General features: G+C 45.1%; 20 protein-coding genes. 12 read left to right on the forward strand and 8 right to left on the reverse strand.

The annotated features are described in order from the left end of the window. Positions 1-29: 29 nt before the first annotated feature. The 6 genes from dnaE (at position 30) to AB6D07_RS10860 (ending at position 7,734) form a co-directional block, all read left to right on the forward strand. Entirely contained in the window at positions 30-3,509 is a 3,480-nt protein-coding gene (gene dnaE, locus AB6D07_RS10835; protein WP_017096818.1) for a DNA polymerase III subunit alpha, read from the forward strand. A gap of 45 nt (positions 3,510-3,554) precedes the next feature. After that, the gene (gene accA / locus AB6D07_RS10840; RefSeq protein WP_009847403.1) at positions 3,555-4,514 is read left to right on the forward strand and encodes an acetyl-CoA carboxylase carboxyl transferase subunit alpha; all 960 of its coding nucleotides are present in this window, start codon (positions 3,555-3,557) and stop codon (positions 4,512-4,514) included. A gap of 130 nt (positions 4,515-4,644) precedes the next feature. Beyond that, the gene (tilS, locus tag AB6D07_RS10845; protein ID WP_017103658.1) at positions 4,645-5,991 is read left to right on the forward strand and encodes a tRNA lysidine(34) synthetase TilS; all 1,347 of its coding nucleotides are present in this window, start codon (positions 4,645-4,647) and stop codon (positions 5,989-5,991) included. A gap of 46 nt (positions 5,992-6,037) precedes the next feature. Then, positions 6,038-6,361, forward strand: coding sequence for a cytochrome c (locus AB6D07_RS10850; RefSeq protein WP_012604592.1), 324 nt, complete (start codon positions 6,038-6,040; stop codon positions 6,359-6,361). Between the two features lie 130 nt (positions 6,362-6,491). Beyond that, complete coding sequence (gene glnB / locus AB6D07_RS10855) at positions 6,492-6,830, forward strand: nitrogen regulatory protein P-II (protein WP_017063373.1); 339 nt, start codon at positions 6,492-6,494, stop codon at positions 6,828-6,830. A gap of 61 nt (positions 6,831-6,891) precedes the next feature. Next, on the forward strand, positions 6,892-7,734 hold the full coding sequence (locus AB6D07_RS10860) for an endonuclease/exonuclease/phosphatase family protein (RefSeq protein WP_029223041.1): 843 nt from the start codon (positions 6,892-6,894) through the stop codon (positions 7,732-7,734). 130 nt (positions 7,735-7,864) lie between these two features. Here the strand turns inward: AB6D07_RS10860 and AB6D07_RS10865 are convergent, their stop codons facing one another. From AB6D07_RS10865 to gloB, 3 genes are all read right to left on the reverse strand, one after another. Then, positions 7,865-8,551, reverse strand: coding sequence for a YIP1 family protein (locus AB6D07_RS10865; RefSeq protein WP_009847398.1), 687 nt, complete (start codon positions 8,549-8,551; stop codon positions 7,865-7,867). Next, complete coding sequence (locus AB6D07_RS10870) at positions 8,548-10,119, reverse strand: LysM peptidoglycan-binding domain-containing protein (RefSeq protein WP_017103656.1); 1,572 nt, start codon at positions 10,117-10,119, stop codon at positions 8,548-8,550. Before AB6D07_RS10870 ends, AB6D07_RS10865 begins: the two co-directional genes overlap by 4 nt. Before the next feature lie 70 nt (positions 10,120-10,189). Further along, on the reverse strand, positions 10,190-10,948 hold the full coding sequence (gene gloB, locus AB6D07_RS10875; RefSeq protein ID WP_012604588.1) for a hydroxyacylglutathione hydrolase: 759 nt from the start codon (positions 10,946-10,948) through the stop codon (positions 10,190-10,192). Positions 10,949-11,001: 53 nt separating this feature from the next. Here gloB and AB6D07_RS10880 point away from each other — a divergent pair, with 53 nt between their 5' ends. Next, positions 11,002-11,787, forward strand: a complete 786-nt coding sequence (locus tag AB6D07_RS10880; RefSeq protein WP_029223040.1) for a class I SAM-dependent methyltransferase — start codon at positions 11,002-11,004, stop codon at positions 11,785-11,787. A gap of 76 nt (positions 11,788-11,863) precedes the next feature. Here AB6D07_RS10880 and rnhA read toward each other — a convergent pair whose 3' ends face one another. Then, positions 11,864-12,328 (reverse strand): ribonuclease HI, encoded by a 465-nt coding sequence (gene rnhA / locus AB6D07_RS10885; protein WP_009847394.1) that lies wholly within the window; start codon positions 12,326-12,328, stop codon positions 11,864-11,866. A gap of 56 nt (positions 12,329-12,384) precedes the next feature. Here rnhA and dnaQ point away from each other — a divergent pair, with 56 nt between their 5' ends. Both dnaQ and AB6D07_RS10895 read left to right on the forward strand, forming a co-directional pair. Next, positions 12,385-13,152, forward strand: coding sequence for a DNA polymerase III subunit epsilon (dnaQ, locus tag AB6D07_RS10890; protein WP_009847393.1), 768 nt, complete (start codon positions 12,385-12,387; stop codon positions 13,150-13,152). A 9-nt stretch (positions 13,153-13,161) separates the two neighbouring features. Further along, on the forward strand, positions 13,162-14,409 hold the full coding sequence (locus tag AB6D07_RS10895; RefSeq protein ID WP_017103654.1) for a TIGR03503 family protein: 1,248 nt from the start codon (positions 13,162-13,164) through the stop codon (positions 14,407-14,409). 176 nt (positions 14,410-14,585) lie between these two features. Here AB6D07_RS10895 and fadE read toward each other — a convergent pair whose 3' ends face one another. Then, a complete protein-coding gene (fadE, locus tag AB6D07_RS10900; protein WP_017103653.1) occupies positions 14,586-17,051 on the reverse strand; it encodes an acyl-CoA dehydrogenase FadE in 2,466 nt (821 codons plus the stop codon). A 593-nt stretch (positions 17,052-17,644) separates the two neighbouring features. On the opposite strand from fadE, the gene lpcA reads away from it, so the two are divergent. Together lpcA and AB6D07_RS10910 are read left to right on the forward strand one after the other, a co-directional pair. Then, entirely contained in the window at positions 17,645-18,220 is a 576-nt protein-coding gene (gene lpcA, locus AB6D07_RS10905) for a D-sedoheptulose 7-phosphate isomerase (protein WP_009847390.1), read from the forward strand. Positions 18,221-18,287: 67 nt separating this feature from the next. Continuing rightward, complete coding sequence (locus AB6D07_RS10910; RefSeq protein ID WP_009847389.1) at positions 18,288-19,133, forward strand: class II glutamine amidotransferase; 846 nt, start codon at positions 18,288-18,290, stop codon at positions 19,131-19,133. Between the two features lie 135 nt (positions 19,134-19,268). On the opposite strand, the gene purN is transcribed toward AB6D07_RS10910, so the two are convergent. Beyond that, on the reverse strand, positions 19,269-19,943 hold the full coding sequence (gene purN, locus AB6D07_RS10915; protein ID WP_017103652.1) for a phosphoribosylglycinamide formyltransferase: 675 nt from the start codon (positions 19,941-19,943) through the stop codon (positions 19,269-19,271). Positions 19,944-20,075: 132 nt separating this feature from the next. Beyond that, entirely contained in the window at positions 20,076-21,116 is a 1,041-nt protein-coding gene (gene purM, locus AB6D07_RS10920; RefSeq protein ID WP_008222945.1) for a phosphoribosylformylglycinamidine cyclo-ligase, read from the reverse strand. A gap of 169 nt (positions 21,117-21,285) precedes the next feature. On the opposite strand from purM, the gene upp reads away from it, so the two are divergent. Continuing rightward, positions 21,286-21,912: a uracil phosphoribosyltransferase gene (gene upp / locus AB6D07_RS10925; RefSeq protein WP_009847387.1), complete on the forward strand. Its 627-nt coding sequence runs from the start codon at positions 21,286-21,288 to the stop codon at positions 21,910-21,912. 160 nt (positions 21,913-22,072) lie between these two features. On the opposite strand, the gene AB6D07_RS10930 is transcribed toward upp, so the two are convergent. Beyond that, positions 22,073-23,311 (reverse strand): uracil-xanthine permease family protein, encoded by a 1,239-nt coding sequence (locus tag AB6D07_RS10930; protein WP_004734317.1) that lies wholly within the window; start codon positions 23,309-23,311, stop codon positions 22,073-22,075. Between the last annotated feature and the right edge of the window lie 169 nt (positions 23,312-23,480).

Raw genomic sequence — 23,480 nt, forward strand, 5'->3', positions numbered from 1 at the left:
AGGCTCAAACCTAGAACTCAGGAAAAATAATGTCAGATCCAAAATTTGTTCACCTACGCGTACACAGTGACTTTTCGATGGTGGATGGCCTATCCAAGGTGCCACCATTAGTAAAAAAAGTCGCTGAAATGGGTATGCCTGCTCTAGCATTGACCGACTTTACCAACCTGTGCGGTTTGGTGAAATTCTACGGTACTGCTCATGGGTGTGGGGTTAAACCAATTATTGGTTCTGACTTCTTGATGCAGTCTCCTGATTTTGGCGATGAATTGACAAAACTCACCGTTATTGCAACGAGTAATAAAGGCTACAACAACCTAACGTTATTAATATCAAAAGCTTACCTTCGTGGCCATGTGCAGCATCAGCCTGTTATTGATAAAGAGTGGCTGATTGAACATGCGGAAGGCCTGATTCTTTTATCGGGTGCAAAAGAAGGTGAGATTGGTAAAGCGTTGCTGAAGGGCAATAGAGAGTTGGTTGCAAGCAGCGTTGAGTTTTACAAAACACATTTCGCAGACCGTTTTTATCTGGAGCTCATTCGAACTGGACGTACGGACGAAGAGTCTTATCTGCACTTTGCGCTGGAATTAGCCGAGCAAGAAGACCTGCCTGTTGTCGCGACTAATGAAGTGGTCTTCATTTCCGAAGACTTGTTTGACGCTCATGAAATCCGTGTGGCGATTCACGACGGCTTTACCATGGTTGATCCACGTCGACCGAAAAACTACAGTCCACAACAGTACCTCCGTAGCGAAGAAGAGATGTGTGAGTTGTTCTCAGATATCCCTGAAGCATTAGAGAACAGTGTTGAGATCGCTAAGCGTTGTAACGTGACTGTACGTTTAGGGGAGTACTTCTTACCTAACTTCCCGACGGAAGGTTTAGCGATTGAAGACTTCCTGATCAAAAAATCAGAAGAAGGTCTTGAGCGACGTTTAGCATTCTTGTTTCCTGATGAAAAAGTCAGAGCTGAACGCAGGCCTGAATACGATGAGCGACTTAAAATCGAGCTAGAAGTAGTTAATAACATGGGTTTCCCAGGTTACTTCTTGATCGTAATGGAGTTCATCCAGTGGTCAAAAGATAACGATGTACCAGTAGGCCCAGGTCGTGGTTCTGGTGCTGGTTCTTTGGTGGCTTACGCGCTTGATATCACCGATCTTGATCCACTTGAATATGACTTGCTGTTCGAACGTTTCTTGAACCCAGAACGTGTATCCATGCCCGATTTCGATATCGATTTCTGTATGGATAAACGTGACCAAGTTATTGACCACGTAGCTGAAATGTACGGCCGTGATGCCGTTTCTCAGATCATCACCTTTGGTACTATGGCGGCAAAAGCGGTAATCCGTGACGTTGGCCGTGTATTAGGCCACCCATTTGGTTTTGTTGACCGAATTTCTAAGCTGGTTCCGCCTGATCCGGGCATGACGCTAGAGAAAGCATTCCTCGCAGAGCCTGCATTGCCTGAACTTTATGATGGTGATGAAGAAGTTCGTGAGCTGATTGATAAATGTCGAATTCTAGAAGGTTGTACGCGAAACGCAGGTAAGCACGCGGGTGGTGTTGTAATCTCACCGACCACGATTACTGACTTTGCACCTATCTATGCCGATGCGGAAGGTAACTTCCCAGTAACGCAATTCGATAAGAATGACGTAGAAACTGCTGGCTTGGTTAAGTTTGACTTCTTGGGGCTGCGTACACTGACGATCATTGACTGGGCACTTGGCCTAGTAAACCCTCGTTTAGCGAAAGAGGGGAAAGATCCGGTTCGTATCGAGTCGATTCCTTTGGATGATCAAGCGTCATTTAACTTATTACAGAATTCAGAAACGACGGCGGTATTCCAGCTGGAATCCCGCGGTATGAAAGACCTGATCAAGCGTCTACAGCCCGACTGTTTTGAAGATATCATCGCATTGGTGGCCTTGTTCCGTCCGGGCCCTCTGCAATCAGGCATGGTAGATAACTTTATCGACCGTAAACACGGACGAGAGGCAGTATCTTACCCTGATGAAACGTGGCAACACGAATCGTTAAAAGAAACACTAGAACCGACTTACGGTATCATCCTGTATCAAGAACAGGTAATGCAAATCGCTCAGATCCTTGCGGGTTATACGCTTGGTGGAGCCGATATGCTGCGTCGTGCGATGGGTAAGAAAAAGCCAGAAGAGATGGCAAAGCAGCGCGGTACCTTTAAAGAAGGTGCTGAAGCCAATGGTGTTGATGGCGAACTGTCCATGAAGATCTTTGACTTGGTAGAGAAGTTTGCGGGCTACGGCTTTAACAAATCTCACTCGGCTGCATACGCACTGGTTTCTTATCAAACACTGTGGTTGAAAACACACTACCCTGCGGAATTCATGGCGGCAGTAATGACCGCGGATATGGATAACACCGAGAAGGTTATTGGCCTTGTCGATGAGTGTTTCCGTATGAAACTCAAGCTCCTTCCACCTGACATCAACTCGGGCCTATACCGCTTTAATGTGGATGAAGATGGCGCAATTGTTTATGGCATCGGTGCAATTAAAGGGGTTGGTGAAGGCCCAATTGAAGCCATCATCGAAGCGCGTAACAAAGGTGGTTACTTTAAAGACTTATTCGACTTCTGTGCACGTCTTGATCTGAAGAAGGTCAACAAACGTGTTATCGAAAAGTTGATTCTATCCGGAGCCTTAGATAGATTAGGTCCTCACCGAGCGGCGATGATGGCATCTTTGAAAGATGCGGTTAAGGCAGCAAGCCAACATCACCATGCTGAGTCGTTCGGTCAATCTGATATGTTTGGTGTGTTGACCGACGCTCCGGAAGAGGTTGAACACAAGTATACTCAAGTGCCTAAATGGCCTGAAAAGGTTTGGCTAGAAGGTGAACGCGAAACGCTTGGTTTGTATTTAACGGGTCACCCGGTGAATGCTTACATTAAAGAACTTGCGAAATACACCAGCTGTCGCTTGAAAGATGCGACGCCGACTCGTCGTGACCAATCCTTGACGATTGCAGGTTTGGTCATTGCGGCTAGGGTCATGACCACGAAGCGCGGTACTCGAATCGGTTTGATGACTCTTGATGACCGATCGGGTCGGATGGAAGTGATGTTGTTCTCTGATGCGCTCGATCGCTACGCAGAATTGCTCGAGAAAGACAAAATTGTGGTTGTTTCTGGACAGGTCAGCTTTGATGATTTCAATGGTGGGCTTAAAATGTCCGCGCGCGAGGTCATGGACTTAGGAAGCGCCCGTGAGAAATATGCTCGTGGGGTGTCGATATCTATCGAGCAATCCCAAATTAACGGTCAATTTTTTGAACGCTTTGGTCAAATCTTAGAACCTTATAGAGCCGGAACGGTCCCAGTCAATGTATACTACCAACGTGCCGACGCTAGAGCGCGGTTAACATTGGGCACAGAATGGCGTGTGACGCCAAGTGATACATTACTAGACGAATTAAAACAGCTGCTTGGAAATAGCCAAGTAGAACTCGAATTTAACTAAAATTTAGCTCCGTAACTGCGGAGCTGAATCAACAAGGATTCATAGATGAGCCTGAACTTTCTAGAATTTGAAAAGCCTATCGCTGAACTTGAAGCAAAAATCGAAGCGCTACGTGACGTTTCGCGTCACGGTGGTGACACAGCGGTAGATCTAGACAAAGAAATTGAACAACTAGAGAAAAAAAGCTTAGAGCTTAAACAGAAAATCTTTAGTGACTTGGGTGCATGGCAGGTAGCTCAACTTGCTCGTCACCCTCAACGTCCTTACACCAAAGATTACCTGGAGCATGCCTTTACAGAGTTTGAAGAGATGGCGGGCGATCGCGCTTACGCTGACGACAAAGCAATTGTGGGTGGTATGGCTCGTCTAAATGGTCGTCCTGTTATGGTTATTGGTCACCAGAAAGGTCGTGAGACTAAAGAGAAAGTGATCCGTAACTTTGGTATGCCAAAGCCAGAAGGTTACCGTAAGGCACTTCGCCTAATGGAAACGGCTGAGCGTTTCAACATGCCAATCATTACTTTCATCGACACAGCGGGTGCATACCCAGGTGTTGGTGCAGAAGAGCGTGGTCAATCTGAAGCTATCGCTAAGAACCTAAAAGTGATGGCCGGCCTTTCAGTTCCGGTTATCTGTAACGTTGTAGGTGAAGGCGGTTCTGGTGGTGCACTAGCGATTGGTGTTGGTGATTACGTGAACATGCTTCAGTACTCTACGTACTCAGTAATCTCTCCAGAAGGTTGTGCTTCAATCTTATGGCGTGATTCAGATAAAGCGCCACAAGCTGCTGAAGCGATGGGCCTAGTAGCTCCTCGCCTTAAAGAGCTTGAGCTTATCGATGAAATCATCCCTGAGCCTCTAGGTGGCGCGCACCGCGATCCAATACAGACAGCTCAGAACATGAAAGACATGTTAGTTAAGCAGTTAGAAGAGCTAGAGCAATTTGATAACGAAGCACTTCTAGAGCGTCGTTACCAGCGTCTAATGAGCTACGGTTACTGCTGATAAGCGACCTTAGCAAGGTATAAGACCTGCTTTCCGTAACAAGTTGATGAAAGGGTTGGACTCAGTGCCAACCCTTTTTTATTATTAAAACATTCTCCTTTCTCATTAGTACACACGGCTCACTAACCCCATGACTCACTTAATCGAAACTTTTACCTCTGCATTTCAACAAAGCGATCTCAAACCTCGTCGGTTAGTCGTTGCTTTCAGTGGTGGTGTCGATTCGCGAGTGTTATTGGAATTGGCTGCGCAATACGCTAAGTCCCATCACATTGAGTGCTGTGCGGTGCACGTTCATCACGGTCTCAGTAAGAATGCTGATCTTTGGGCTGAGCAATGCCAAACATGGTGTGATGCTTTGTCGGTTTCGTTAGCAGTAGAAAGGGTCTCGCTGGATATCAATAATGGTGAGAGCGTAGAAAAGCTGGCTCGAGATGCTCGATACCAAGCTTTTCAGCAGCACATCAGACAGGGCGATGTGCTTGTTACCGGTCAACACATTGACGATCAACTTGAAACCTTCTTGCTGGCGTTAAAACGTGGCAGTGGTCCGAAAGGACTCTCTTCAATGGCGAAAGTGATGTCGTTTAGCGAAGCGTTTATTGTGAGACCTCTGCTGTCAGTGACTCGATCAGACATCGAAGCGTCGGCTCACGATATGGGGTTAACTTGGGTCGAAGATGAGAGTAATCAGGATCTGCGCTTTGATCGAAATTTCATTCGTCATCAAGTCACTCCGACGTTGACAGAGCGCTGGCCTAGCTTTCGAGAATCGGTCTGTCGCAGTGCTCAATTATGTGCAGAACAAGAGTCGCTACTCGACGAACTGCTTGAGTCTCACTTACAACAAGCTTTGGGAGGCTGTAACAGTAAGAGCCAGAGCTTAAGCATTGATTCGTTATCTCAGCATTCTGATTTGTTACGAGCACGTTTGATCAGAATGTGGATCAGCCATTGTAATCAACCGATGCCAAGCCAAAAGCAGCTAAAACTTATTTGGGATGAAGTGGTTTGTGCTCAGGCAGACGCCAATCCTAAGCTGGTGTTGAATGATGTTGAGATTAGGCGCTTTAATCATCAGCTCTACTTGGTACAAGACACTAAAGATTTGTCGAACTGGGAAAGTGAAATCTTGATTGATGAGAATTTATTACTGCCTGATGGTTTAGGTGAGATCCATTTGAAAGCGGTGTCGAGTGCTAGTGCATCTAATAACCGAGAGGTACAACCGTTTTCCCTTACTAAAGCCAACGGAACCTTACGAGTGATCTTTAACCCTGAAGGAGTGTCGGCTCACCCAGTTGGTCGTGGTCATAGTCGAAAACTCAAGAAGCTTTTTCAGGAATACCAAGTACCCAGCTGGTTAAGACGTCGAACGCCGATATTAATGGATGGCGATCGAGTGATCGCTGTTTTAGGCTTATTCGTAGATAAAAACTACGAAGGTCAAGATTGTGAAGCGCTTTGGAGCAAGTAGAAAAAGTTTGTGTCACAATTCACCGTCACTTTAATAAAAATAATTAATGGAATATGCAATGAAGAAAATTACACTAGGATTAGTTCTTGGATTTGGACTATTGAGTGGTAACGCTCTGGCGGGTGATGTTGCTGCGGGTCAAGCTAAAGCGGCAATCTGTGCGGCTTGTCATGGCGCAGACGGTATCGCAATGATCCCAGGATATCCAAACCTTAAAGGCCAAAACGAGCAATACATCGCTTCATCAATTAAGGCATATAAGAACGGCCAGCGCACCGGCGGTTTGGCGGCTGTAATGCAGGCTCAGGCTTCAATGCTGAGTGATGAAGATATTGCTAATCTAGCTGCTTACTACTCAAGCCTTAAGTAAAACCTTCTTAAAGCGCTGATTAAACAAGATGATAAATTTCGAGCCAGAGCTTTAATGCTCTGGCTTTTTTCATTGAATGTTTACTATAGCTAACCGATAATGAGCTATTCGCACAGTTTAAGGGATGAACATGAAAAAGATTGAAGCCATTATCAAGCCATTCAAACTTGATGATGTACGTGAAGCACTTGCAGAAGTGGGTATTACGGGTATGACAGTATCTGAAGTTAAAGGCTTTGGACGTCAAAAAGGTCATACTGAGCTATACCGTGGCGCAGAGTACATGGTCGATTTTTTACCTAAAGTGAAATTGGAAATTGTTGTGACCGACGAAGTGGCTGACCAATGTGTTGATACCATTATCGAAACGGCTCAAACAGGTAAAATTGGTGACGGTAAGATCTTCATTACTGAAGTTGAACGTGTGGTACGTATTCGTACTGGCGAAGAAGACGAAGACGCCGTATAAAAAAACTATTACCTTAAAAGGAGCGTTTATCGCTCCTTTTTCATTTCTGGTAGGGTGTTGTATGTTTAAGAAAACCATCATTGTTATCACGTTATTGATAACGCTTGCTGTTGTTAGTTTTCATTTTATCTTCGTGATCCCGAATAAACCCAACTTGATCACTTCTTCTCAAAATACTAGCAACGATATCTATAGCTGCTACCAAAACTCAGCCCCGAAAGCGATTGATGTGTCTGATGGCCTAGACATTACCGTGTGGAATATCTATAAGCAAAACCGAAATAATTGGCAAAGTGAGTTAAATAAGCTGTCAGCCGGTAGCGATTTAGTTTTGCTGCAAGAAGCGAGTATGACAGAAGGGCTTCGCCAATGGGTAACGAGTGGTCAATGGGGAAGCACTCGAGTGAATGCATTTGAAGCCTTTGAGAAAAGTGCTGGTGTACTTAACTTAGCGACGCATCTACCGATTGAAGCTTGTGCTTATACTCATGAAGAACCTTGGCTTCAATTACCCAAATCGGCACTCTGGTCTCGCTATCTGCTAAGTAATGGCGAAGAACTGGCTGTGATTAATATCCATGCGGTGAACTTTACCTTTGGTACGGAAGATTATGAGGCTCAGCTCAAGAGCTTAACCGACAATCTCCAAAAGTATCGTGGGCCTGTTATTTTTGCTGGGGATTTTAACAGTTGGAGTGAAGCTCGCTTTGCTGTATTGAAAGATGCGTTGGAACAGGTAGGTTTGACGGAAGTTGCTTTTGAACCAGATAACCGTACACAGTTTATGACAGGGTTGGTGCTCGATCATGTGTTCTATCGAGGGTTAGAAGTAGACAAAGCAAAGGCGCCCATTACGGACGCCTCTGATCATAACCCTATGCGAGTGACCTTTAAGGTTAAATAGTAATAAGCTATTAGCTTATTAGTCATTGGATCTTAGCTATTCACCATTCACACTGTGGTTACTTTGGGTAATAAGCAGGGGAATAAATAGGCTAGTGAATTTTCGCTAGCCTTGTTTTTATCTATTCAGCTTAAAAGATTAAAATGTAGAGAGCCCAGATTAGGTAATAGCCAACCCATGGCAAACCAGAGATGACCAGTGCCTGACCACGCTCAAACTCCGTCCAAGTTAATACTGCTGCATAACCCAATACAATGTACCAAGGCAACAAGAGTGGTAATGAGCTGGCAAATTGCGACCAATCATTGGTTAGTGGCAACTTGATTAAGCCGTTTAAGCTGTTCAAGTCGGCCGCGTAGCTCATCACATGCCCGTGCTTGAGTATCAGGCTTGCGTAGCTTGCTACATCGCCTAGAACGGCAGGGAATATCACTACCGATGCGGCTGCAAACCATCGCCAAAAGCTATGTTGGTGTTGGCTTGGCTTTGTTGCTAAGTTAAACCAAAATGCCAACAGAATGATGGTTAACGTACGGCCGAATACATCACTGATGATTTCACTCGCGAGTAGAGTATTACTGTCAAGTAACGCCAATTGGTCAGGGTTTGTTTGAGCCAGTTGCTGTGACAACTCAGCGCTTAACCATGCAAAATCTACATTCGAAAAATAGGCTCCCCAAAATAAGAATGGGCTGAGCATTAATACGACGTAGGGTTGCCATCCCCAAGCACTTCGTTGATAAAGCGCTAAGAAACACGCTGTTGGTGAACGGAATATATCCAACAGCATGACGAGTGGGTTACTTGACGGGTTCATACACTTACCTTAGTTACATCAACATACAGCTTCAGTTTTTGTCCTGGCTGTAGGTATTTCTTGTTCTGCAAAGCGTTCCATTTTACAACATCTGCGCTTTTTACTTTGAACTTTGATGCAATACCGCTGACTGTGTCACCTGATCTTACGTTATAAAAGACAGTTCGGATGATGGCACCGTCTGAACTATTCTTCCAAATGACCAGTTCTTGACCAATTCTAAGAGTGTCACGTGGTCCCATGCCATTCCACTTAGCCAGTGATTGGTGAGATACCTTATTTGCGCGCGCAATCGTCCATAGGCTATCACCACTTTTTACGGTATGGCTAAGCTTATATTGACCACGACTCTTTGACTGTGTGCTTGCTAGGCGATTTGAAGCGCTTAGTGCGTATGTCTTATCGTCTTTGGTTGATGTTGGAATAAATAGGTGCTGACCAACACGAATATTATTGTTGCTCAAACCGTTTGCAGAGCGGATCACTTTGCTGGTAGTGTTGTATTTACTCGCCAGTACGCTGATGCTATCGCCAGATTGCACTTTATAGCGCACCAACTTCATGCCTTTGCCTTTATTGGCTGCCACTTCTTTGTTGAACTTCTCAACAGAGCTTAGAGGAAGCAATAATTGTTGGTGTTTCTCTGGTGCCGTTGCCCACTGGTTATAAGCCGGGTTGTAGCCTTGCAGCTCTTTGACAGGAATGTCGGCGTAGCTTGCGGCAATGGCTAAATCAAGTTGTTCATTTGGGTTAACCAGAGTCAGTACTGCCTTGTTCGGGATCGCAGGGATATCGATGCCATACTTTTCTTGGTTGGCAATCACGTCGGCCAGTGCAAGTAGCTTAGGTACATAGCTGCTGGTCTCTTTTGGTAAGTCTAGAGAGAAGAAGTCGATTGGCTTACCCAGCTTCTTGTTCTTACGGATTGCGCTGTTCACACGACCACCGCCACTGTTGTAGGCAGCGATTGCGTGTTGCCAGTTCCCATCAAAACGTTTGTTCAGGTCGGTTAAGAAATCCAATGCAGCGTCGGTTGAAGCGGCTACGTCACGGCGGCCATCGTACCAGAAGTTTTGTTCTAGTCCGTAAGCTTTGCCAGTACCCGAAATGAACTGCCATAGACCTGCAGCGCTACCGTGAGAATAAGCAAATGCATCAAACGAGCTTTCAACGACGGGCAACAGGGCCAGCTCCAAAGGCAAGTCTCTTTCTTCAATCTTAGTTGTGATCAAATAAAGGAAAGGTTCAGCGCGTTTTGATACAGTTTTTAGATGACCAGGGTGCTTGAGGTACCAAGTGCGGTAGTAGTCGACTTTCTTTTGGTCCGGCACTTCCATTTCAAGTTGCATCGCAATACGTTTCCAAACATCTTGCTGTGTTTGTGGAGTAACGACGGGTGTTTCAACTTTTGGTTGTTCTTGGATCGCTCCAGATGAAACGTTCGCTTGAGAAACTTCTTTAGTAGGGGAGGTGTTGGTTTGCTCGGAAGCTTGGTCTGGATTCTCTGACTGAGTTAATTGGCAACCAGAAAGTAGTAGTACCAAAGCCCAGCTGTACTTAACTCGCATGTTACAGCCTTTTTAATAAACGGCCGATGATAATACTTGCCACTCCCTATGAGTGACAAGCCTGTATTTGTTAAAATTCGTTCTTCCACGCACGTAAAGCGGTAAAAACCGATAAAGGATCGGTCTGCTCAGTACGATTAGATACTGATTTCACTACACTTGGTTCTGTGTAGCGTAAGAAGGGGTTAATAAACTTTTCTTGTCTTAAATTTGTGGGGATGGTCGACTTATTTTGGGCTCGAAGCCGATTCACTTGGTCGCGGTATTGTTGCAAATGTTGGTTGTCAGGCTCAACAGCCAGTGCAAAAGCGATATTGGCTGCCGTGTATTCATGAGCACAGTAAACCTCGGTTTCTTGTGGGAGTGCTGTGATCTTGTTCAATGCATCAAACATTTGCTGTGGTGTGCCTTCCATGATTCGCCCACAACCGGCTGAAAACAGTACATCGCCACAAAACAGTTTGGCATCACCCACATAACCAATGTGCCCAGCGGTGTGCCCACTAAGCCCTAGCACGAGGAATACTTCGCCAAACAGCTCTAATTGGTCACCGTCATCAACGGGATGCGTTAAGGTCGGGATAGGTTCATTTTTGGGGCCAACGACATCCACGCCAGGGAATTGTCTTACCAACTCTGGCACGCCACCAATGTGATCGTGGTGGTGGTGCGTAATCAAGATTGCATCTAAAGTTAGCTCATGGTGTGCTAAGTACTCTAATACTGGAGCTGCATCACCAGGGTCGACGACAGCACAACGGCGATCGCTATTTTGAATCAGCCAGATGTAATTGTCGTTAAATGCAGGTATGCTTTTGATATGTAACATTATTGGTTCTCCAGTCACTTTTAGTGAGACAGAATAAGTGAGACAGATTATTGATGAAGCCAGCACGTAGCAGAAAGAAGTTTGAGCGTCCTTATACTTGGGCACAATTGCACAATGGGGACTGGTTGAGAGAATCTATTCAAACTCGACTCGATGAGTGGTGCCCAAAACTATTTGGTTACCATATGCTCAAACTCGGTGGCCTCAGCAGTGAGATTTCTAGCTGCACATGCAACATTCAACATCAAGTAAACCTAGATATCCAGAACCCATTACATAATGTGATAGCAGATGGTTATAATTTACCCTTTTTAGAGAAAAGCTTTGATGTTGTGGTGCTGAGTCATCAGTTAGATTATAGCAACGACCCACACCGGCTATTGAGAGAAGTCGACCGAGTAATGATGGACGATGGCTATATTATCATCACCGGCTTTAACCCTTTTAGTGTGACTGGGCTTGCCAGTTTGATGCCTTGGCGAAAGAACAGCTTGCCATGGAGTGGACGTATGTATACGCCAAACCGAATTAAAGATTGGCTAGGCGTACTTAATTATGAAGTGATTCATTGTGACACCTACGCGCTGTTCCCGATGAGTAAATACCAAGCGATATGGACGTGGTTGGAGAACAGCTTAGGCAGCTGCGCATCGTTCGCTGGTAGTCAATACTTTATTGTTGCTCGTAAACGTACTTATCCACTTAAGCCTATCAAGCCACATTGGCACCTTAAGCGACGCTTCTCTCCTGTAGGAGCCAGTTTTAGAACCAATACGCGTCGCACCTTGGACTCCGCTAAAACTTCGTATCCGTTAAAAACTGAAAAAGCCGACTCATAGTCGGCTTTTCATCTATCTATCAGTTTCAGAAACTATAAATCTGTTTCTGAAATCTACATCTCATTTACAAAGGTGATCAGCTTGGTTGATAGCCCGTATCTTCTTGGGTCGGGTTTTCTGCTGCACTTCGTGCTAAATCATCACACATTTCATTTTCTCGGTGCCCCGCGTGCCCCTTAACCCAGCGCCAATCAACGCTATGGCGCGCCGTCTCTTTATCTAGCCTTTGCCACAGGTCTGCGTTTTTAACAGGCTTTTTATCGGCTGTTTTCCAATCGCGCTTTTTCCAGTTGTGAATCCACTGGGTGATACCTTGACGCACGTATTGGCTATCTGTGGTCAGAATGACAGAGCAAGGCTCTTTGAGGGCTTGGAGAGCCACAACAGCGGCGAGCATTTCCATGCGGTTATTGGTGGTTAAGGTGAAACCTTCGGCTAACGTCTTCTCGACTTTTTTGTAGCGAAGTACGATGCCGTAGCCGCCAGGACCTGGGTTGCCTAAACAAGAACCATCAGTGAAAATTTCAACTTGTTTCGTCATGATTTGATACTATTACCTCAAGCACATTATCGGCATAGTCTGACACAGTTATCCTTATGAATACCAGTAGCACTCCAGAACAAAGCACGAACGAAAAAAACAGTTCGAATGAAAACAAACGCATCGTTGTACTCGATACCGAAACCACCGGTATGAATACAGAGGGTGGCCCCCACTATATGGGACATCGCATCGTTGAAATTGGTGCAGTAGAGATCATCAACCGTAGGCTGACTGGGCGTCACTTTCACGTCTATATCAAGCCCGATCGTGCGATTCAAGAAGAGGCAATTGGCGTTCACGGTATTACCGATGAATTTTTGATTGATAAACCAGAATACCAAGACATACATAAAGAGTTTCTCGACTTTATTAAAGGTGCGGAGCTGGTGGCTCATAACGCGCCCTTCGATACGGGCTTTATGGACTATGAGTTTGAGAAACTTAACCCTGCTATAGGTAAAACGGATGACTACTGTAAAGTTACCGATACCTTGGCGATGGCGAAGAAGATATTCCCAGGGAAAAGAAACAATCTAGATATCTTATGTGACCGTTATGGTATTGATAACTCACACCGTACTCTTCACGGCGCATTGCTCGATGCGGAGATTCTAGCTGACGTCTACTTATTGATGACAGGTGGGCAAACTTCGCTGCAATTTAACGCTGGCCAACAAGAAGGCGAAGGCGAAAGCATACGAAGAGCAGAAAGTGGTCGAAAATCCCTAAAGGTTTTGCGAGCTACGGCCGATGAAGTAGAAGCGCATCAAAGTCGTTTAGACCTCGTCGAGAAAAGCGGAAGCTGCCTCTGGCGTCAGTAGGGAGAAAGTATGTTAAGGGTATTGGCTACCGGTTGTTTTTTGCTGTTGAGCTTTGGCTTACACGCAGCAACAGAATCTGTAATGAGTTTATTGGATAATCGCTTTCGAGTTGATCCCAGTATCGAGCAAGTTACTTTTGTAATCTATCGAGCCGATAATTCTAAACCCGTCGTCTTGGTTCGTCCTGATGGCAAGAAGTATCACGCTTTGCGTCATGCTGATAATGTCCGTTGGTACCAAGAATCGTCAATGGATATTATCTCTATCGACAATCCGATGCCGGGTCCCTGGCAAGCGGTAGGTAAAGTCTCACCTAAAAATAATATCAAACTTTTATCTCATCTGGTTTTAGACGCCAATGAATTTCCAGACAAGTTGTACCAAACCGAACACATTAAATTTACCGCTCGTTTGACATCCGATGGCAAGCCGCTTGTGCTGCGTGACTTTCTTGACCGTGTGAAGCTTAAAGTAACATTCACTAAGTTCGTCGAAAACGAAGAGTCCTTAGTGAGAGAAGCGCGGCCAATTCCGGTTGTCATGGGGGAATTTGCCGATGATGGCGTTGATCTTGACGAAAAAGCTGGAGATGGTGTATTCACGGTATCGTTGCCAATGGACATTGAGCCTGGTAAATATCGAGCTCGAATTACTTCTGGTAATGGTGTGTTCCTGCGAGCGCAAGAGCAAGAGGTCTTGGTTTACCCAACGCCAATCACCACCACCTTCATTCAGTCTCGCAAAGAAGGCTTATCTCATACCGTCGTGGCATCTGGCGAGCCAGGTATGATTGCACCGAGCTCGTTAGCAGCTCACGTTGAGTATAAAGCCCCTGATGGGTATGTGATGTATAAGCAAGGCCAAGCCGAAGCTGATGCGATGAAAGTGTCTTTAACGTTGCCTTATAATGATGATTTGGGAATTTACACTTGGTCGGGGATAGTTTATGCCACCGATGCGTCAAGCCAGCGTCCACTGATCTTCCCGATTACCGAGCAGTCGTACAGCGTTGTTCAAGAGATAGATCTAGCAGAATCTCGACGTCTTCAAGAAGAAGCTCTTGCTGAGCAGAAGCGTATTGCTGAAAAATTAATGATTCTTCAAAAAAGAGAAGATGACAGGCAGCGCAGCATAATGATTATAGCGGTAGGTAATGTGGCTGCGATTTTATTGGGCTTACTGATTTGGTTTGTAATACGTAAAATCACAGCGAAGAAGAGAGCGCTACCTGAGATGCAGCTCAAGGCGCCTAAGTAACTCGTCTGTATCCCTAGAGTTGTCTTGAGTGAGTAAACGTCGGGACAACAAACCTCGAGAGACTAAACTTAGATAGAACAAGCCTCGATAGAGCAAGCATTAAAATTTGTGACAATGAAGTGATGAATAAAAAAACGGGACTCATAGGAGTCCCGTTTTTGTTTCTTTCTCTGACCTTAAGCGACGTTATCAATCGATTGGTCTGGGTACTGAGTCTTTGCTGCAAGCTCCTCTGGTGAGAAATCATCAACGTTAATTGTGTACAGTCTGTGTTCCTCAGCGCTAATCAGAAGATTTGCTTCTTCTTGCGTTAAAATACCTTTCTCAAGTCCCAACTGAGCGACAAGGTCGAGTCGTAAGAAAGCACGTTTTTGATGTGTTTCTTTACAAACCTTATCGAACAGAGGTTCAGCTTGAAGAATCACCTCTAGCGCTTTTTCAATCTTGCCTACAGGGTTGTATTCCGTTGCTTCCAAGTATTGGCCACGGCCGATACGAGAGCGTGTTTCGCTTGGTGTTTGTAGGATTTGCGCGACTTGGCTATCCAGTTTATCGTTTGGTGCACGACGGATACGGCCAAATGGCATTAACACAACGCGAAGTAGTCGACCAATCACAGGGTTAGGGAAATTCGCCAAGAACTCATCAATCGCGACTTCAGTTTGACGCAAGCTGTCTTGCATACCCCAATGGACTAATGGGAGATCTTCAGCATGGCTACCTTCGCTTTCAAAGCGCTTAAGTGTTGCTGAACCTAGGTAGAGTTGACTCAGGATATCCCCTAGTCTTGCTGATAGGCGCTCTCTGCGTTTTAGTGAGCCGCCTAATACAGCCATTGAAATATCAGACAGTAGCGCTAGGTTAGCACTGTAGCGGTTCAGCTGTTGGTAGTAACGCTGTGTCTGCTTATCCGTTTTATTGGATGGTGTTGGAGCATCTGAACCACGACCGTCGGTTAAACCAAACCACAAGCTGCGGACTAGGTTACTCATAGTAAAGCTAACGTGTCCTGCTAATGCTGAATCAAACTTATCAAGTGCATCGCTGCTTTCCGAATAAGCCGCTTCCATTTCGTTCAGAACATAAGGGTGGCAGCGAATCGCGCCTTGACCATAGATGATCATTGAACGAGTCAGGATGTTTGCGCCTTCAACCGTAATTGCAATTGGTGAGCCTTGGTAACCACGAGCGAGGAAGTTCGATGGGCCTAAGCAAATGCCTTTACCTCCGACGATATCCATCGCATCGATGATGCTGCGTTGGCCACGGTGAGTACAGTGGTACTTCACGATTGCTGAGATAACCGAAGGCTTTTCACCAAGATCGATACCCGCAACCGTCAGGTTACTTGCTGCATCCATTACATAGGCGTTACCAGCTAGACGTGCCAGTGGCTCTTCAACCCCTTCCATGCGACCAATGGGTTGTTTGAATTGACGACGAATACGAGCGTAAGCACCGGTTGCTAATGCTGCAGATTTAATACCACCGGTTGAGTTTGAAGGCAGTGTGATACCACGACCAACCGACAGACATTCAACCAACATACGCCAGCCTTGTCCTGCCATTTTCTGGCCGCCGATGATGAAATCGATAGGCACGAAGATGTCATCACCTTGAGTCGGACCATTTTGGAAAGGTACGTTGAGCGGGAAGTGACGGTTACCAATCTCTACGCCTTTTAAATCGGTAGGGATAAGGGCACAGGTGATGCCAAGATCTTGTTTGTCACCAAGCAGACCTTCTGGGTCTCTCAGTTTAAAGGCCAAGCCTAAAACGGTCGCGACAGGCGCTAGAGTGATGTAACGTTTGTTCCAAGTTAGGCGCATGCCCAATACTTCTTCACCTTCCCATTCACCCTTACATACCACACCATAATCTGGGATAGAGCCTGCGTCTGAGCCTGCTTCTGGACTGGTCAGTGCGAAACAAGGGATCTCTTTACCTTCAGCTAGGCGTGGCAGGTAATGGTTTCTTTGATCTTCTGTGCCGTAGTGCTGCAATAGCTCACCAGGACCTAGTGAGTTAGGTACGCCAACCGTCGATGATAATACGCTCGAAACACCCGTTAGCTTCTGTAGAACTAACGACTGAGCGTAAGCTGAGAATTCTAAACCGCCGTATTTTTTCTTGATGATCATGGCGAAGAATTTATGGTCTTTTAGGTACTGCCAAACTTCTGGTGGTAAATCAGCAAGCTCATGTGTTACTTGGTAATCATTGACCATTTCACACACTGTATTGACTGGGCCATCTACAAACGCTTGTTCCGCCTCAGAAAGTTTCGGATCCGCAATATTTTGAAGCTTCTTCCACTCAGGCTTGCCTTTGAACAGCTCTGCTTCCCACCATACTGTGCCTGCTTCCAATGCCTCTTTTTCCGTCTGAGACATTGCTGGTAGAACCTTCTTAAACAAAGAAAGTGCTTTTTGGCTAATCAGGGTTTGACGAATTGCTGGTACAGCAAAGATTGCAATGGCCAATAGATAACAAAGCCAGCCAGTGACTGCCACGCTGTCAAACAGTGTTAATGCTACCATTGCGCCGGTTAACACAATTAATGCACGGACCAGACTAACTCTATGGTAAAGACAGACGCCTAAGATGGCTGACATGCCGAGTAGGGAGAGCAATATGTTCATGATCGATTTCCTTTTCAGAGATCACTTATTGTTATTAAGTTTAGGTAAGAGGTCTAACCAGTCAAGTGTAAACAAAATATTAAATATTTGTAAAACTCCAAAGTGAATAAAAAGTGATCTCAATAGAGTTAAAGTTCTAATTGTGAGAGGTTGGTGGTGAATATTTGGACGGATCGGCAATGAGAGGTTAGGGGCTGTTGATCTTCGTGGTTCAATTTTGTTCGAGATAAAATCGTTTTAGGCGCGGCGAAGAGTATGTAGCCTAGTCATTCTAAGCAAATATTCTTCAACAAAGCATAAAGCGATTTTAGCCGAACCCTTCGGGCAGCCTTCGTGGTTCATTTCTACTGCGTTATTGGCTTTTCATGTAGGCTAGCTACACGTCAAAGCCTCTGCCTTGTATAAATTTCCCACAAAGATCTGCAAAAATCAGCTCGAAAGGTCAACAGACCCTAATAAAGGTGGCAATCTTTGGGCTTAAGTGTCGACACTATTTCATGTTTGTGGGTAAACTCAGTTATAAAGAGGGGAAAACCCTCAATTCTCATTTCACGCACTTTAAGTTGCGTCAAAAAACATAAGAGATAAGCCAAATGTACCAAGACCTAATCAAAAGTGAATTGAACGAAGCTGCTGACGTTCTGAACAAGTTCTTGAGTGATGACCATAACATTGCTCAAATTGAAGCTGCTGCAAAAATGATTGCAGATTCATTCAAGCAAGAAGGCAAAGTGCTTTCTTGTGGTAACGGTGGTTCACACTGTGATGCAATGCATTTCGCGGAAGAGCTAACAGGCCGATACCGTGAAAATCGTCCAGGCTTTGCTGGTATTGCGATTTCAGATCCGAGTCATCTGTCTTGCGTGAGTAACGACTTTGGCTACGACCACGTATTTTCTCGTTATGTAGAAGCCGTGGGTCGTAAAGGCGATGTGTTGTTTGGTTTGTCGACTTCAGGTAACTCTGGCAACATCCTAAAAGCGATTGAAGCTGCTCAAGCTAAAGGGATGAAAACCATTGCGCTGACCGGTAAAGATGGCGGTAAAATGGCAGGTTGTGCTGATATCGAAATCCGAGTCCCACACTTTGGCTACGCTGATCGCATCCAAGAAATCCACATTAAGATCATCCACATTGTGATTCAGCTTGTTGAAAAAGAAATGGAATAATAGTTTTACAGACATTTGGAGCCTAGGTTTGTGGCTCCATTGGTTTAAATAGGGAGTAGATTAAACCATGTGTGAATTGCTCGGTATGAGCGCGAATGTGCCAACTGATATTTGTTTTAGCTTTACTGGCCTTATGCAGCGTGGAGGCAACACTGGTCCACATCGTGATGGCTGGGGTATTACTTTCTATGAGGGAAAGGGTTTTCGTACATTTAAAGACCCTAATCCTAGTTGTGAATCTAAGATCGCTGAGCTGGTTCAAAACTACCCAATTAAGAGCCAAGCTGTTGTCAGTCATATCCGTCAAGCCAATCGTGGTGGCGTTAATCTAGAAAATACTCACCCTTTTACTCGTGAGCTTTGGGGACGATACTGGACCTTTGCTCACAATGGTCAACTAACGGATTATGATGATCTGATTAGTGGTCGATTCAGACCTGTCGGTGAGACGGACAGCGAACTCTCTTTCTGCTGGTTGTTGAAACAACTTGAAGACCGTTTTCCTGAACCTCCTCAAGATATGGAAGGTATGTTTCGCTTTGTCGCTGAGTGCTGTGACCAGTTACGAGAGAAAGGTGTTTTCAATATGTTGCTCAGTGACGGTGAGTACGTGATGAACTACTGTACGAACCATTTATACTGGATAACAAGACGAGCTCCTTTTGGTAACGCGAGCCTGATTGATGAAGATGTTGAGATTAACTTCCAAGAAGAGACCACGCCTAATGATGTGGTAACCGTCGTCGCAACTCAGCCTCTAACAGACAATGAAGAGTGGTTTAGAATGAAGCCGGGTGAATACGCGCTGTTTCATTTTGGAGAGTTAATTGGCAACAACCACCAAGCGTTGGAAGATGTCGCTTATGCTCCGAAGAAGGTGGCAAGCCAAGCGCCTACTGAACCATTGAGCTAATCTAGTCGATACTATTATTTGTCCTGATTAAAAAAGGCCGCTTACTGTACTAATAAGTCAGTGAGCGGCCTTTTTGTTTTCTGTTTTTTAAGGCTTATTCTTCCGTGATTTACTCTGGGAGAACAACCTTATTAATTACTCTTCTGCGTAACCGTGTGTACCTAATGTTTCACCGTCTAAGACAGCCCTCCCGTTTACCATCGATAAACGATCTTCAGCAAACCATTTACAAACCATCGGGTAAATACAGTGCTCTTGAGTCAGTACTCGGCTTGCTAACATGTCAGCATCATCATCTTCAAATACCGGCACCTTGGCTTGCAAGATTACAGGGCCACCATCAAGTTCTTCGGTAACAAAGTGGACGCTTGTACCGTGCTCTTTGTCTTGTGCATCAATGGCACGCTGGTGGGTGTGTAGGCCTGGGTATTTAGGTAACAGGGAAGGGTGGATGTTGACCATTTTACCGGCATAGTGACGAACAAATTCTGAACTCAAGATACGCATGTATCCCGCAAGTACGATTAAATCGGGTTGGTAAGCATCGATCTGAATCATCAATTCATGATCGAACTCTTCACGTGAACCATAGTTTTTTGGGTTCACAGAATGTGCGTCAACACCTGCTGATTTTGCTCTCTCTAGACCAAAAGCCTCTGCTTTGTTTGAGAAGACAGCTTTAACTGAAGCATCAATCATATTGCTATCGCAGGCGTCCAAAATTGCTTGCAAGTTACTTCCGCTTCCTGAAACTAACACAACGATGTTTTTACTAGAGATACTGGTTTTATTTGAGAGATTGTTTTTCATAGAGTGGGTCATACGATTGATTAACAGGGGTGCTTACAATTTACCTACATAAACTAAGGTTTTCTGCGGGCTAAATAGCAAAATGAGGACCATTAGGTCCTCATCTATTAACTAAACAAGCGAATGTATCACTTATTTGATTTCAACTTGCTCTTCGCCAGCTTCAGCGTTTGCGATCTCACCGATAACCCAAGCGTTTTCGCCTTCGGCTTTCAGCAGTTCAACAGCAGCGTCTGCTTGATCTTTAGGTAGAGCAACAACTAGGCCTACACCACAGTTGAAAGTGCGGTACATTTCAAATGTCTCCACGTTACCTTTCTCTTGTAACCAGTTGAAGATAGCAGGCCATTCCCAGCTCTTGCCATCAATCACTGCTTTAGTACCTTCAGGAAGTACGCGTGGGATGTTTTCCCAGAAACCACCACCTGTGATGTGCGAGATAGCATGAATGTCATGCTCTGCAATCATCTTAAGTGCCGATTTGATGTAAATCTTAGTCGGTTCTAGTAGGTGTTCACCGATAGTGCGACCTTCTAGCTCTTCACTCTTATCAGCACCAGAAACTTCTAGAACTTTACGAATCAAAGAGTAACCATTTGAGTGTGGACCACTTGAGCCAACAGCGATAAGTGCGTCGCCTGCAGCTACTTTAGTACCGTCGATGATGTCAGCTTTTTCTACAACACCAACACAGAAGCCGGCTACATCGTAGTCGTCGCCTTCGTACATACCTGGCATTTCAGCAGTTTCACCGCCGATGAGTGCACAACCTGCTTGAACACAGCCTTCAGCAATACCAGAAACAACATCTGCTGCTGTATCTACATCTAGCTTACCTGTTGCGTAGTAGTCTAGGAAGAATAGCGGCTCACCACCTTGAACGATTAAGTCGTTCACACACATTGCCACTAGGTCGATACCAATGGTGTCGTGTTTTTTCAGATCCAAAGCAAGGCGAAGTTTAGTACCAACACCATCAGTACCTGAAACAAGTACCGGCTCTTTGTATTTCGTTGGAAGTTCACATAGGGCGCCAAAGCCACCAATACCGCCCATTACTTCAGGGCGACGAGTGCGTTTAACAGCACCTTTAATACGGTCTACTAGTGCATTACCTGCATCGATATCAACACCAGCGTCTTTGTAGCTTAGAGAAGAAGTATTACCACTCACGGGATAGTCCTCGAACTTAAGTTGGATGTGAAAACGGCGCTATTCTAACAGGGCTTGATTACGAAGAGCAAACGTTTGCGCGGTTTTTTTTATTAGAATAAAGATTCTGAAATAACCCCACAGTTCGTGTATAATCTACAGGTTTGTTTAAATATTGCCGGAGTTGGAAATGAAAGTTGTTGAAGTAAAACACCCGCTAGTAAAACATAAAATTGGCCTGATGCGTGAAGGTGACATTAGTACTAAGCGTTTTCGTGAGCTAGCGACAGAAGTGGGTAGCCTTCTAACATACGAAGCGACATCAGACTTTGAAACTGAACGTGTAACTATTGATGGTTGGAACGGCCCAGTAGAAGTTGACCAAATTAAAGGTAAAAAGGTAACAGTAGTGCCAATCCTACGTGCAGGTCTAGGCATGATGGATGGTGTTTTAGAGCATATGCCAAGTGCTCGAATCAGTGTCGTGGGTATCTACCGTGACGAAGAAACATTAGAGCCTGTACCATACTTCAACAAGCTAGCATCTAACATTGATGAGCGTATTGCTCTAGTGGTTGATCCAATGTTAGCAACTGGCGGTTCTATGATTGCAACTCTTGACCTTCTAAAAGAGCAAGGCTGTAAAGTATTTAAAGTACTGGTACTTGTTGCTGCCCCTGAAGGTATCGCTGCACTAGAAAAAGCGCACCCAGATGTTGAGCTTTACACTGCTGCAATCGATGAGAAGCTAAACGACAAGGGCTACATTGTTCCTGGTCTTGGCGATGCTGGTGATAAGATCTTCGGTACTAAGTAATTCGGTTTCAGCTTAAGTTACGCTAAACCGTTTCTTAACTCGCTGAATTAGCCGTATTAATAAAAAGGGAGAGCATTCGATGCTCTCCCTTTTTTGATCTTGCTAGCTTGTTGTGCTCTTAATTGAGGATTACAAGTCTCTACAGTTTGTTGACTTGCAGTTAGTCGATTTGGGCTTTGTCTACTACGGTGTTGTCGCCTAGCTCTTCAGGAAGGACTAGGTTCAGTAGAATAGCAACGATACCGCATAAGCTTACGCCTTGCAGGCTAAAGTCGCCGATGCCAAATGCCATGCCGCCAATACCGAAGACCAAAGTAATGCCGACAATCACAAGGTTGCGTGATTTGTGTAGGTCAACTTTGTTCTGAATTAGAGTATTCAAGCCTACCGTTGCGATTGAACCAAACAGTAGAATCATGATGCCGCCCATCACAGGAACTGGGATTGTTTGTAATAGAGCGCCTAGCTTGCCTACTAATGCTAGAACAATCGCTGTTACTGCTGCCCAAGTCATGATCACTGGGTTGAATGCTTTGGTCAGCATTACAGCCCCCGTTACTTCACTGTAGGTTGTATTTGGTGGAGCGCCCAACATAGAAGCTGCAATCGTTGCCACGCCGTCACCAGTTATTGTGCGGTGTAAACCTGGCTTTTTAAGGTAGTCTTTACCGGTTACATTCGAAATAGCAAGCATGTCGCCTACGTGTTCAACAGCAGGTGCAATTGCTACAAATACCATAAAGAAGATAGCGTTGATGTTGAACTCTGGCGCTGTGAAGTTAGGTAGAGCTAACCAAGCGGCCTGAGCGACAGGGGTAAAATCAACGACACCGTATACTAAGCTCGTTACATAACCAGCCACAATACCGCCGAAGATCGGCAGCAGCTTAAGAAAGCCTTTCGAGAAAACACTGATGACAATCGTTACCAGTAATGAGATAGAAGAAATCCATAACGCTGCGTCTGCATCGATAAGCTGAACCGCACCATCGCCTGTTTTACCTAGCGCCATGTTTACCGCAACAGGAGCAAGACCTAAGCCGATCACCATGATTACAGGGCCAACTACGACTGGGGGAAGCAGTTTGTGGATAAAGGCTACACCACGTACCTTAATTAAGGCACCCATTAATACATACACAACACCTGCCGCCATAAGGCCGCCCATAGTTGCACCTACACCCCAAGTTTGAATGCCAAACATGATAGGTGCGATGAATGCAAAAGAAGACGCAAGGAAAATAGGTACTGAACGGCGTGTAATAAGTTGGAATAAAAGGGTACCGATACCTGCACCAAAGAGCGCTACGTTGGGATCAAGGCCTGTCAGCAGGGGCACCAGTACAAGTGCACCAAAAGCGACAAATAGCATTTGCGCACCTTGCAGAGCATTTTTCATGTTATGTCCTTAAAAATGGTCGTTATATGAAAAGCGAAAAATAAAATTCGCGGGATTCTATCACTTGGCAATCGGTTGCTATGTCAGATAGATCAAATTTATTTATATTAGTTATGTTTATCTCTATCAAAATAAGAAAAATTCAGTTTACAAGTGAACGATTTATCAT

Origin of the sequence: Vibrio sp. 10N.239.312.C11 (assembly GCF_041466065.1) — a bacterium.
Lineage (GTDB): Bacteria > Pseudomonadota > Gammaproteobacteria > Enterobacterales > Vibrionaceae > Vibrio > Vibrio tasmaniensis_A.